Below are 12,282 nucleotides of genomic sequence, written 5' to 3'. Positions count from 1 at the left end.
CAGTTCGCGGCGCCAGCATACGGAACCGGTACACGCGGGCGGCCGGTTCCCGGTGGTGCTGCGGAAACCGGCCGCCGTTCGCGGGACCGTCACACGGCCGCGGGCTGCGGCTCCTCGGCCACGGGGGCGGACGACTCCGCGTTCCCCCGGCCCTTCTTCGCGGCCCGCTTCCCGGCCCGGCGCTCCTTGCGGAGTTCGACCATCGCGTACAGCGTCGGCACGAGCAGCAGGGTGAGCAGCGTGGAGCTGATCAGGCCGCCGATCACGACCACCGCGAGCGGCTGGGCGATGAACCCGCCCTCGCCGGTGACGCCGAGCGCCATCGGGAGGAGGGCGAAGATCGTCGCCAGGGCCGTCATGAGGATCGGGCGCAGCCGGTGCCGGCCGCCCTCGATCACGGCCTCGACGACGCCGTACCCCTGGCCGCGGTACTGGTTGACGAGGTCGATCAGGACGATCGCGTTCGTCACCACGATGCCGATCAGCATCAGCATGCCGATCATCGCGGGGACGCCCATCGGGGTGCCGGTGACGACCAGCAGGCCGAGCGCGCCGGTCGCGGCGAACGGGATGGACACCAGCAGGATCAGCGGCTGGACCAGGGACCGGAAGGTCGCGACCAGCAGCATGAAGACGATCGCGATCGCCGCGAGCATCGCCAGGCCCAGGTTCCTGAACGCGCTGTCCTGGTCCGAGGTGACGCCGCCGATCGAGGCCGTCGCACCCGCGGGCAGCTTCAACGCCTTGATCCTGGACTGGAGTTGGGTGCTGACCGCACCGGTGTTGTCACCGGTGGGCTTGGCGCTGATGGTAGCGGCGCGCTGGCCGTCGATCCGGGTCATGGACACCGGCGCGTCCACCAGCTTCACGGTGGCGATGTCGCCCAGCTTCACCGGGCCCAGCCTGAGCGCGCGCAGCTGGGCCAGGGTCTCGGCCGGCTTCGCGGACTTCACGACGACGTCCCGCTCGGTGTCGTCGAGGGTCGCCTTCGCGGCCGTGGTGCCCTTCACCGCCTGGGTGACGGCGGCGCCCAGCGACTGGTCGTCGAAACCGGCGGCCGCGGCCCTGGAGTTGGCCTTCACCGAGATGCGCGGCACGCTCTGCGCCAGGTCGCTCGTGACGTCGGTGACGTCGTCCAGCTTCGCGACCGTGGCCCGGACCTGCTCGGAGGCCTTGCGCAGCACGTCACCGTCGGCCGCCTTCACGACGACGCTCAGGTCCTGGCTGCCGAAGCCGTCACCGGCCGACACCGTGGTCGTGCCGATGCCGGGCAGCTTGTGCAGGCCGTCCTCGATGGCTTTCTGCACCCGGTCGTACGACTTCGCGTCGTCCAGCATCACCGAGTACGACGCCTGGTTGGTGTCGGTGCCGCCGCCGAAGGCCGCCATGAACCCGGACGAGCCGACGGTGACCTGGTAGTCCTTGACGCCGTCGATCGAGGCGAGCAGCTTCTCGACCTTCTTCGCCTGTACGTCGGTCGCCGCCAGGCTGGTGCCGGGCTTCAGCTCCTGCTTGACGGTGAGGACCTCCTGGTCGCCCTGGTCGAAGAAGTTGGTCTTCAGCAGCCCGGACATGCCGAACGTGACGACCAGGACGACGATCGCGATCAGCACGCTGGTGAGGCGGCGCCGGGTCGCGAAGCGCAGGACGGGGACGTACAGGCGCTGCAGGCGGCTGTTCGCCTCCTTCTCCTCGGCCTTGCGGCGGGCCTCCTCGGCGTCCTCGGGGGTGCTCTTCGGGGCGCGCAGGAACCAGTACGAGAGGACGGGTACGACCGTCAGGGAGACCAGGAGGGATGCCAGCAGGGCCGCGGTGACCGTGAGGCTGAAGGGGCCGAACAGCTGGCCCACCATGCCGCCGACCAGACCGATCGGGAGGAAGACGGCGACCGTGGTGAGGGTGGAGGAGGTGACCGCGCCGGCCACCTCGCGGACCGCGCCGAGGATGGCGGCCTTGCGTTCCTCGCCGTAGCCGAGGTGACGCTTGATGTTCTCCAGGACCACGATCGAGTCGTCGACGACCCGGCCGATCGCGATGGTGAGCGCGCCCAGGGTCAGCATGTTCAGGGAGAGGCCGCGGGTCCACAGCACGATCAGCGTGAGGACCACGGACAGCGGGATGGACACCGCCGTCACGAGCGTCGAGCGGACCGAGGCCAGGAAGACCAGGATGACGAGGACCGCGAAGAGCAGGCCGAGGGCGCCCTCGGTGGTCAGGCCCTTGATGGACTTGGAGACCGCCGGGCCCTGGTCGCTGACGACGGTGAGGGTGGCGCCGGAGCCGAGGTCCCGGCGCAGCTTCGGCAGCTTGTCCTTGACCGCGTTCGAGATGGAGACCGCGCTGCCGTCGTGGTCCATGGTGACGTTGACGGCGAGGCTGGGCCGGCCGTCGGTGCGGGTGAGGGAGTCGGCCGGGGCCTCCTCTTCCTTCACCGTGGCCACGTCGCCGAGCCGCACGGGCTTCTTCACGCCCTGCCCGGTGACCATCAGGTCCCTGATCTGCTGCAGCGAGGTGAGGCCGCCGCCGACCTGGACGGTGCGGTTGGCGCCGTCCTCGTCGAAGGAGCCCGCCGGGACGGTCGCGCCGGCCGCCTGGAGCGACTGGGCGAGGGCGGCGGAGGTGAGACCGGCCTTCGCCAGGCCGGCCTCGTCGGGGGTGACGTCGACCTGGAGCTCCCGGACGCCGGTGACCTGGACGCGGCCGACGCCGTCGACGTCCTTGAGGGCCGGGACGACCGTCTTGTCGAGCTGGTCGGCGAGGGCCTGCTGGTCCTTGTCGGAGGTGACGGCGAGGACCACGGTCGGCATGTCGTCCGTGGAGCCGGAGATGACCTGCGGGTCGACGTCCTGCGGCAGCTGGGCGCGGTTGACGGCCAGCTGCACGTCGGCCACCAGCTGCTTGGTGTCGTTGCCGTAGTCGAAGGACGCCATGATCACGGCGTTGCCCTCGCTCGCGGTGGAGGTGACGCCGGTGACGCCGTCGACGCCTTCGAGGTTGTTCTCGATCGGCTCGACGACCTGCTTCTCGACGACGTCCGGCGAGGCGCCCTGGTACGGGGCGATGACCGACACCATGGGCAGGGAGATGGTCGGCAGCAGCTGCTGCTTGATCTGGGGGATGGCGATCGCCCCGAAGACGAGCGCGATCAGGGAGATGAGGCCTATCAGGGCCCGCTGCGCGAGGCTGAACCTGGACAGCCAGGACATGGGTCAGGGTCTCTTTTCGGTGAGCTGCTGTGAGCGGTGCCGCTGTGGGCGGAGGCTGCTGTGAGCGGCGGACGAACGGCACAGGGGGCGCCCGTGAGCGCCCACCGCACCACTCTCGCCCATCCGCGGACCCGCCCGGGTAGCCCCAGGGTGCCGTTCCCTTATCCGGCTCCTACTCCGCCCGCAGTACGCCCGGGTGGAGATCAGTCCATCCTCGGGCGGACCAGCCCCGACTCGTACGCGATCACCACGAGCTGCGCCCGGTCCCGCGCGCCCAGCTTGGCCATGGCCCGGTTGACGTGCGTCTTCACGGTCAGCGGGCTGACCTCCAGGCGCTCGGCGATCTCGTCGTTGGAGTGCCCGCCGGCGACCTGGACGAGGACCTCGCGCTCCCGTGAGGTGAGCGCGTCGAGCCGGTCCCCGCGGGCCGGGGCGCGGCCGTCGTCACCGAGGTCGCCCTGGGCGAGGAAGCGGGCGATCAGGCCCTTGGTGGCCGTCGGGGAGAGCAGCGCGTCACCGCCGGCGGCGAGGCGGATGGCGTTCAGCAGTTCTTCGGGCTCGCTGCCCTTGCCGAGGAAGCCGGAGGCGCCCGCGCGCAGTGCCTGGACCACGTAGTCGTCCACCTCGAAGGTCGTGAGGATCACCACCCGGACGTGGGCGAGGGCGGGGTCGGCGCAGATCAGCCGGGTGGCGGCCAGTCCGTCCGTGCCCGGCATCCGGATGTCCATCAGGACGACGTCGGCCGCGCGCTCCCCGGTCAGCCGCACCGCCTCGGCGCCGTCGGAGGCCTCGCCGACCACCTCCATGTCGGACTCGGAGTCGACGAGCACCCGGAACGCGCTGCGCAGCAGTGCCTGGTCGTCGGCGAGCAGGACACGGATCGTCATACGGAATCCCCCAGGGCGGCCGCACGGCCCTTGGCACGGCCGGTCGTACGGTCGCCCGTACGGTCGTCGGTGTCGGTCTCGACCGGCAGGATCGCATGGACGCGGAAGCCGCCGCCGTAGCGGGGGCCGGTGGTGAGGGTGCCGCGCAGGGCGGTGACGCGCTCCCGCATGCCGAGCAGGCCGTGGCCGCCGCCCTCCTCGGGGGCGGTGTCCTCGCCGGAGCCGTCGTCGAGGACGGTGACCTCGATGCGCGGTCCGACGCGTACGACGCTGACCTCGGCCCTGGCGTCGGGTCCCGCGTGCTTCTGCACGTTGGTCAGGGCCTCCTGGATGATCCGGTAGGCGGCCAGGTCGACGGCGGCCGGGAGGGTGGTGCCCTGGTCGGCGCGGGCGACCTCGACCCGGAGGCCGGCGTTGCGGAACGTGTCGGCGAGTTCGTCCAGGACGTGCAGTCCGGGAGCGGGCTCGGTCGGCGCCTCGGGGTCGCCGGACTGGCGGAGCAGGCCGACGGTGGCCCGCAGTTCGTTCAGTGCGGAGCGGCTGGCCTCGCGGACGTGGCCGAGGGCCTCCTTGGCCTGGTCGGGCCGCTTGTCCATGACGTGCGCGGCGACCCCGGCCTGCACGTTGACCAGGGCGATGTGGTGGGCGACGACGTCGTGCAGGTCCCGGGCGATCCGCAGCCGCTCCTCGGCGACCCGGCGGCGGGCCTCCTCCTCGCGGGTCCGCTCGGCGCGCTCGGCCCGTTCGCGGATGGCCTGGAAGACCGCGCGCCGGCTGCGGACGGCGTCCCCGGCGGTGGCGCCGATGCCGGTCCAGGCGAAGATCGCGAGGTTCTCCTGGGCGTACCACGGCAGGGGTCCGGCGGCCATCGCGGCGGCGGTGAGCACGGTCATGGTGAGCAGGCCGGCCCGCAGGGTGGTGCGGCGGTCGGTGGTGGCGGCGACGGTGAACAGGGCGACCACGGCCGCCATCGCGACGGGGGCGCGCGGGTCGCCGGTGACGCACTCGACGACGGAGGCCGCGCCGGTGACGGCCAGGACCGTCTTCGGGGCGTGCCTGCGGAAGACCAGGGCCGCGGCGGCGAGCGTCATGAGCAGCAGGCTGAGAGGGTCCGGGGCACGGATGCCCCAGGCGACGCCGTGGCCGCCATGCGGTACGGCGAAAGAGCTCACGACCATGCAGACGAGGGCGCCGGCGGCGATGACCGCGTCCACGGCGAGTGGATGGGCGCCGGCTCTGCAGCGGGCTCTTTCGAGAGTGCTCACGCTGTGAACAGTACGGCTGGTTCGTGCGGGCCGGAACTGCCGGTTCGGGCCGGTGCGGGCACCCTCCCGGGGGCTGCCGCCCCGGGACCCCCGCTTCGGCCTGAACGGCCTCGTCCTCAAACGCCGGACGGGCTGGAAGGGGTGTTCACCGGCCTTCGTCCTCACGCGCCGGTCAGACTGTTTTCCGACCGTCAGCCTGGAATGAGACCGTCGTCCCGCAGCAGCGCCCTGACCTGCTCCAGCGTCGCGTCCGGGGACGGCAGGATGAGGTCCGAGGGCTCCAGGGCGTCGTCCGGGAGCGGGGTGCCCAGCTCCCGGACCTTGTCCAGGAGGGCGGTCAGGGTGCGGCGGAAGGCTGTCTCGTCGCCGGACTCGGTCTCCGCGAGGAGCTCGTCGTCCAGCTTGTTCAGCTCGGCGAGGTGGCTGTCGGCCAGCCTCACCTGGCCCTCCCCCATGATCCTCACGACCATGTCGGCCATGTCGCCCTCCAGGCGTCGGCTACTGCTTGTCGAAGCGCGGGGTGTCCTGCGGCTGCTGCGACTGCTGGCCCTGGCCGGTGCCGCCCTCGATCGCCTGCTGGGGCGATCCTCCGGCGAGCTCGGCCTTCATGCGCTGCAGTTCCAGCTCCACATCCGTACCACCCGAGAGCCGGTCCAGCTCGGCGGCGATGTCGTCCTTGGCCGTGCCGGTCGGGTCGTCGAGGGCGCCGGAGGCGAGGAGCTCGTCGATGGCGCCGGCGCGGGCCTGGAGCTGCTGCGTCTTGTCCTCGGCGCGCTGGATCGCGAGGCCGACGTCGCCCATCTCCTCGGAGATGCCGGTGAAGGCCTCGCCGATGCGGGTCTGGGCCTGGGCGGCGGTGTAGGTGGCCTTGATGGTCTCCTTCTTGGTGCGGAAGGCGTCCACCTTGGCCTGCAGGCGCTGCGCCGCGAGGGTGAGCTTCTCCTCCTCGCCCTGGAGGGTGGCGTGCTGCGTCTCCAGGTCGGTCACCTGCTGCTGGAGGGCGGCGCGGCGGGAGAGCGCCTCGCGGGCGAGGTCCTCGCGGCCGAGGGCGAGTGCCTTGCGGCCCTGGTCCTCCAGCTTGGTGGACTGCTGCTGGAGCTGGTTGAGCTGGAGTTCGAGCCGCTTGCGGCTGGTCGCCACGTCGGCGACGCCGCGACGGACCTTCTGCAGCAGCTCGAGCTGCTTCTGGTACGAGTAGTCGAGGGTCTCGCGCGGGTCCTCGGCCCTGTCCAGGGCCTTGTTCGCCTTCGCGCGGAAGATCATCCCCATACGCTTCATGACACCGCTCATGGGCTTCGCGCGCCCCCTTCTGACGGACTCCAGCTCACAGATCCTGCGACAGAACCCACAGTACGGGCCCTGCCTCCATTACCGCACTGTTCGGGGACCGATGCGCTCATCCCCAAGGACGACTACCGACAGCTCCACTCCGGCACAGGGAGGAGAGGGTCCCCCTGAGCGAAGCGCCTGCAACGTCCCCTCTGTCCCCCCATGGAGACGACTGGCGTTGCGGGATCGTTCCCCGCCGGGCTAGGGCCCACACCCCGTGACCCCGTACCCTTGGGTTTTGTGTTCCGTAGCCGTGCCAAGGATGAGAAGGCCCCCGCCGACAAGGCGGCGATGACCGACTCCAAGCAGACCCGTGACCCGCAGGCCCCGAAGGGCAGGCCCACGCCCAAGCGCAGTGAGGCCCAGTCCCAGCGGCGCAGCGTGGCCAACACGCCGACGACGCGCAAGGACGCCGCCAAGCGCCAGCGCGACGACCGGCGCGCCGCCATGGAGCGGCAGCGCCAGGCGCTGGCCACCGGCGACGAGCGGTACCTGCCGGCCCGTGACAAGGGGCCGGTCCGCAAGTTCGCCCGTGACTGGGTCGACTCGCGTTTCAACGTGGCGGAGTTCTTCCTGCCGCTGGCCGTGGTCATCCTGGTCATGAGCGTCGTCAACAACACGGCGATCAAGAACATCGCGCTGCTGCTGTGGCTGGTCGTGATCGTGCTGATCGTGCTCGACGCGGTGATCAGCGGACTGCGGCTGCGGGGGCGCCTGGCCGAGCGCTTCCCCGACCAGAACAAGAAGGGCGCCGTCGCCTACGCCCTGATGCGCTCCCTCCAGATGCGCCGGCTCCGGCTGCCCAAGCCGCAGGTCAAGCGCGGAGAGCGGCCCTGAGCACAGAGCCGTTCTCCGGGGGTGCGGCGCAGGCCTGGCTGGACAAGCTGGGCGGGCTGCGTGATGTGGTACGGCAGCGGTTGGTGGCCCGTCAGCTCGACGAGCAGATAGCCGGGCGTTTCCCGGTCGGGCAGCGGCTGCGGGTGCTCGACGTGGGGATGGGCCAGGGCACGCAGGCCCTGCGGCTGGCCCGGGCCGGGCACCAGGTGACCGGTGTCGAGCGGGAGCCGACGATGATCGCGGCCGCGCGTGAGGCCCTGGCCGCCGAGCCGGACGGGATCCGCGAGCGGGTGCGGATCGTCCAGGGGGACGGGCAGGACACGGGCGTCCACTTCCTGCCGGGCAGCTTCGACGTGGTGCTCTGCCACGGGGTGCTGATGTACGTCCGGGAGCCGGACGCGCTGCTCGCCGGGCTGGGCCGGATGCTGGCCCCGGGCGGGCTGCTGTCGCTGCTGGTGCGCAACGCCGACGCGCTGGCGATGCGGCCGGGGCTGAGCGGTGACTGGGCGGGCGCCCTGGCGTCCTTCGACACCGTCTCCTACCGCAACCGGCTGGGCCTGGACGTCCGGGCCGACCGGCTGAGCACGCTGACCGGCGCCCTCGCCGGCATCGGTGCGCCGCTGCAGTCCTGGTACGGCGTCCGGGTGTTCACGGACACCGCCGCGGACGACGCCGGGGCACCGCCCGACCTGGAGACGCTGCTGGCGGCGGAGGAGCGGGCCGGGCGGACGGATCCGTACCGGTCGGTCGCGGCGCTGCTGCACCTGTGCGGGGTCCGCGGCTGACGCCGCCTCCCCCGGTGCCGCTCGTTCGGGCCAGCAGCGCGAGCCGGAGCGTCACCGCGGCGGCGAGACTCGGGGCATGGACGCTTCCCCCGCCCGCCGGACCCTGCGTTCGGCCGCCGTGCTCGGTTCCTGCTGCCTCGCGCTGGCCTCCGGATGTTCCGCCTTCGACGGCGACGCGGCCGAGGACGCCTCGGCCGCCCGCGCCGCGAAGGCGGCGGTCGTTCCCCTGGCGGCGACGGAGCTGCAGGACCGGTACCAGAAGGTGATCAAGGACGTCCTGCCGTCGGTCGTGCAGATCCAGGCCAGCAGGGACCTGGGGTCGGGCGTGGTCTACGACGGCAACGGACACATCGTCACCAACGCGCATGTCGTGGGGAACGAGAAGAAGTTCAAGGTGACGACGGCCCACACCGAGGAACCGCTGACCGCGACGCTGGTGTACTCCTACCCCGAGCAGGACCTGGCGGTGATCAGGCTCGACAGGATCCCGGACGGGCTGAAGGCGGCCACCTTCGGGGACACCGAGAAGGTGTCGGTCGGGCAGATCACGCTGGCCATGGGATCGCCGCTCGGGCTGTCGTCCAGCGTGACCGAGGGCATCGTGTCGGCGACCGGACGGACCGTCAGCGAGAACACGGCGGGCGGCGGTACGGGCGCCACCATCCCCAACATGGTGCAGACCTCGGCGGCCATCAACCCCGGCAACAGCGGGGGCGCCCTGGTCGACCTGAGCGGCCAGGTCATCGGCATCCCGACGCTCGCCGCGAGCGACCCCGACCTCGGCGGCAGTGCGGCGCCGGGGATCGGGTTCGCCATCCCGGGGTCGATGGTGAAGACGGTCGCCGACCAGATCATCAAGCAGGGCAAGGTGACCGACTCGGGCCGGGCCGCGCTGGGCATCGCCGGGCGCACGGTGGTCGACGCGAACTACCAGCCGGCCGGGGTGGCCGTGGTGACCGTGAAGAGCGGCGACGCGGCCGACAAGGCGGGCATCCGGCCCGGGGACATCATCACCAGGCTGGGCGGCGACCGCATCACCACCATCACCTCACTGGCCGAGTCCCTCGCCGCGGACCGGCCGGGGCAGAAGACGACGGTGACCTACAGCCGGGACGGCATCGGCAGGACGGTGGAGGTGACGCTGAGCGAGCAGTGAACCGGTGACCGGCGGGGCGGCCGGTGAGGGCCGCCCCGGACCGGCACGTCTCAGGACTCGTCCGCGTGCAGACTCATCGGCCCGTAGATCTCGGTGGCGTCCTCGTAGAGCCGCACCTGGTCGGCGCCGCCGGCCAGCAGGGCCTTCCACTGCTCGCCGATCCACGACTCGGCGTCGCCCTGGGTGGTGAACTCCTCGGGCTCCACCGCGGGCTGGACCTCCGTCCCGTCGGCCTTCTCGAACCGCCATGTCCATGCCGCCATGTAGGCCTCCTTTGATCCAACTGGTGCATCGTATAAGGGCGCCGACGAAAACTCCGCTGGTTGTGGGCTTGTGTGCGGGCCGGTGGGGGTTGAGCGCGCAGTTCCCCGCGCCCCTTCGGGGGCGCGTCCTACTGGACGTCGCTGAAGCGAGAACCGTTGGGACGGGTGAAAATCAGGGCGTGGAAGTGACTTTGCTCGGTACCGGTGCTCCTGCGGGGCTGCCTCAGCCCGGCTGTTCCTGTGCGGCCTGTGCGACTGCCGTCGGGGAGGATGCGCGGGCCGCCACCGCGGTGCTCGTCGACGGGACGCTGCTGCTCGATCTGACGCCGGGGGCGGCGTTCGTGGCGGCCCGGGCCGGGCTGTCCCTCGGCGGAGTCCGGCAGGTGCTGCTGTCGCACCCGCACGACGGGCCCGCGGTCGAGGTGCCGGCCGGGCTGCCGCAGCCGGGGCGGGTGCCGGACGGGCGCGAGCTGGCGCTGCTGACGGGGCATCGGGTGCGGGCGGTGGCGATGGACGCGGGCGGCACCGGGTACGCGGTGACCGGCCCCGACGGGCAGCGGCTGCTGTACCTGCCGCCGGGCGGGGCGCAGGCCGGGCTGGAGAACGGCAACGGGGGCGCGGACCCGTACCACCTGGTGCTCCTCGACGTCGTGGGGCGCCCGGACGCGCTGGCGCGCCTCCGGGCGGTCGGCGCGGTCGGGCCGACCACGGACGTCGTCGCCGTCCATCTCGGCCACGACGTGCCGCCCGGCCCCGAGTTGCGCCGCCGGCTGGCCACGGCCGGGGCGCGGGCGGTACCGGACGGGACGACGCTGACGGTCGGGGTGTACGAGGACGTGCCCGACGTACCGCGCCGGACGCTGGTGCTGGGCGGTGCCCGGTCGGGGAAGTCCGTGGAGGCGGAGCGGCGGCTGGAGTCCTTCCCCGACGTGCTGTACGTCGCCACCGGCGGTACGCGCGGCGGGGACACCGAGTGGGCGGCACGGGTGGCCGCGCACCGGGACCGGCGGCCGGGGTCCTGGCGTACGACGGAGACGTGCGACCTCGTGCCATTGCTGGCGCAGGACGGGCCGGCGCTGCTCATCGACTGCCTGTCGCTGTGGCTGACGGACGCGATGGACGCCGTCGGGGCGTGGGACGACACGGAGTGGGCGTCGGGCGGGGAGAAGGCGTTGCGGGAGCGGGTGCGGGAACTGACGCAGGCGGTGCGGGGAACCCGGCGGACGGTGGTGGCCGTGTCGAACGAGGTGGGGTCGGGGATCGTACCGGCCACCGCGTCCGGGCGCCGGTACCGGGATGAACTGGGGCGCCTGAACGCGGCGTTCGCGAGTGAGTGCGAGCAGGTGGTGCTGGTGGTGGCGGGGCAGGTGGTGGTGCTGAGGTAGTGGGGGCGGGGGCCGGGGGTCCCCCCGGGCGAAGGCTGGGGGAGGAACTGCGCGATCGGCGCCGTCCGCCCGCAGTCGCGCGACTGCCGTCAGCACCGCTTCCTCGCGACGATCCGGTACGCGTTCGAGAACGGCGTCCGCCGCAGCAGCGGAGCCAGGGCGTGGTCGGCGAGCCTCGCCACGGCGATCAGCGGCGCCGCCCCGCGCAGCCACCGTCTCGGCAGGATCCGGCCCAGGAACAGGCCGAGCGCGGCCGAGATGTCGTACGGCGTGTGGGGCGACTTCCGGTCGGTCCTGAGGATCTCGCAGCCCTGCGACTCCAGCTCCGCCCGGAGGTTGGCCAGCGGCATGAGGTGCAGGTGGCGGGGCTGGCCGTGAGGGATCCACCACCTGCCGAGGAGCCGGGCGAACGCGCTGCGCGGGTTCGGGACGTCGATGAGGACGTGGCCGCCGGGACGCAGCGCGGTGAGGGCGGCACGGAGTTCGGCTCGCGGGTCGGGGGTGTGCTGCAGGTGGTGGAGCATGCTGACGACGTCGTAGCGGCCGCGCAGCCGGGCCAGCACCTCCGGCATGGCCAGGTAGCCGCAGTGGGCCTCCTCGATGTGGCCCTCGACCTGGGCGCGCCCCACACGCAGGGTCGGGTCGAGGCCGTCGAACGACGTGTAGGCGAAGAGTTCCTGCGCCGTGCGCGGGAAGTGGGCGTGGCCGGTGCCGACGTCCAGCCAGCTCTCCGGCTCCGGCAGCGCCAGCATCACGCGGGCGGCGGCGCGGTGCCGGCGGCGGCCCGCGCGGGTGGTGTGGAGGCGGTCGGTGTAGTCCTCCAGGCGGCCGTCGTAGAAGTCCCGGTGGTAGAGGGCGAGACCGGCCGGGGACAGCCGGGGGTTCTGGAAGGTGTGGGCGCAGTCCCGGCACACGTCGACGGTGAAGGTGCCCGGCCGGTGGTGGAGGAGGTCGGGCGTGCGCAGGCGGGTGCGCAGCCGCCTGGAGCCGCACCAGGGGCAGTCCTCGCGGCGCGGCTCGTGGAACCGGTCGGGGCCCGCGGCGAGTTCGGGCGTGCGCGGCGGCATGGGCGGCTCCCTGTGCTCCCAGTACTCCCTGAACGCAATCCACTGCAAACCGGAACGTATGGGATACCGATCTTGCCTGCCAAGGCGCCGTGCGGGTGTGCG

11 protein-coding genes are annotated in these 12,282 nt (G+C 72.4%); 4 read left to right on the top strand and 7 right to left on the bottom strand.

From position 1 onward, the window contains the following. Nucleotides 1–89: 89 nt before the first annotated feature. The 5 genes from ACZ63F_RS10775 to ACZ63F_RS10755 all read right to left on the bottom strand — a co-directional run bounded on the left by ACZ63F_RS10775 (nt 90) and on the right by ACZ63F_RS10755 (nt 6,648). Nucleotides 90–3,206: an efflux RND transporter permease subunit gene (locus tag ACZ63F_RS10775; protein WP_469710114.1), complete on the bottom strand. Its 3,117-nt coding sequence runs from the start codon at nt 3,204–3,206 to the stop codon at nt 90–92. A 203-nt stretch (nt 3,207–3,409) separates the two neighbouring features. Continuing rightward, a complete protein-coding gene (locus tag ACZ63F_RS10770; protein WP_469710113.1) occupies nt 3,410–4,093 on the bottom strand; it encodes a response regulator in 684 nt (227 codons plus the stop codon). Next, a complete protein-coding gene (locus ACZ63F_RS10765; protein ID WP_469710112.1) occupies nt 4,090–5,358 on the bottom strand; it encodes a sensor histidine kinase in 1,269 nt (422 codons plus the stop codon). The genes ACZ63F_RS10770 and ACZ63F_RS10765 overlap by 4 nt, the downstream gene beginning before the upstream one ends. Before the next feature lie 191 nt (nt 5,359–5,549). Continuing rightward, nucleotides 5,550–5,828 (bottom strand): PspA-associated protein PspAA, encoded by a 279-nt coding sequence (pspAA, locus tag ACZ63F_RS10760; protein WP_352363761.1) that lies wholly within the window; start codon nt 5,826–5,828, stop codon nt 5,550–5,552. A gap of 28 nt (nt 5,829–5,856) precedes the next feature. Next, nucleotides 5,857–6,648 carry a PspA/IM30 family protein gene (locus ACZ63F_RS10755; RefSeq protein ID WP_093503936.1) on the bottom strand — a complete coding sequence of 264 codons (792 nt, stop codon included), beginning with the start codon at nt 6,646–6,648 and terminating at the stop codon, nt 5,857–5,859. 201 nt (nt 6,649–6,849) lie between these two features. On the opposite strand from ACZ63F_RS10755, the gene ACZ63F_RS10750 reads away from it, so the two are divergent. The 3 genes from ACZ63F_RS10750 (at nt 6,850) to ACZ63F_RS10740 (ending at nt 9,465) form a co-directional block, all read left to right on the top strand. Continuing rightward, nucleotides 6,850–7,524, top strand: coding sequence for a DUF3043 domain-containing protein (locus ACZ63F_RS10750; RefSeq protein ID WP_469710111.1), 675 nt, complete (start codon nt 6,850–6,852; stop codon nt 7,522–7,524). 83 nt (nt 7,525–7,607) lie between these two features. Beyond that, a complete protein-coding gene (locus ACZ63F_RS10745; protein WP_469710110.1) occupies nt 7,608–8,309 on the top strand; it encodes a class I SAM-dependent methyltransferase in 702 nt (233 codons plus the stop codon). Between the two features lie 76 nt (nt 8,310–8,385). Further along, nucleotides 8,386–9,465: a S1C family serine protease gene (locus ACZ63F_RS10740; RefSeq protein ID WP_469710109.1), complete on the top strand. Its 1,080-nt coding sequence runs from the start codon at nt 8,386–8,388 to the stop codon at nt 9,463–9,465. Between the two features lie 50 nt (nt 9,466–9,515). On the opposite strand, the gene ACZ63F_RS10735 is transcribed toward ACZ63F_RS10740, so the two are convergent. Beyond that, a complete protein-coding gene (locus tag ACZ63F_RS10735; RefSeq protein WP_234542644.1) occupies nt 9,516–9,728 on the bottom strand; it encodes a hypothetical protein in 213 nt (70 codons plus the stop codon). A gap of 179 nt (nt 9,729–9,907) precedes the next feature. Between ACZ63F_RS10735 and ACZ63F_RS10730 the strand changes: the two genes are divergently transcribed. Beyond that, on the top strand, nt 9,908–11,113 hold the full coding sequence (locus ACZ63F_RS10730) for a bifunctional adenosylcobinamide kinase/adenosylcobinamide-phosphate guanylyltransferase (protein WP_469710108.1): 1,206 nt from the start codon (nt 9,908–9,910) through the stop codon (nt 11,111–11,113). Between the two features lie 89 nt (nt 11,114–11,202). Here ACZ63F_RS10730 and ACZ63F_RS10725 read toward each other — a convergent pair whose 3' ends face one another. Further along, nucleotides 11,203–12,180 carry a class I SAM-dependent methyltransferase gene (locus ACZ63F_RS10725; protein WP_469710107.1) on the bottom strand — a complete coding sequence of 326 codons (978 nt, stop codon included), beginning with the start codon at nt 12,178–12,180 and terminating at the stop codon, nt 11,203–11,205. Nucleotides 12,181–12,282 lie beyond the last annotated feature (102 nt).

The sequence above is a fragment of the Streptomyces sp. NPDC104761 genome, from assembly GCF_055583445.1.
This window is presented reverse-complemented; position numbering and strand designations above follow the sequence as displayed.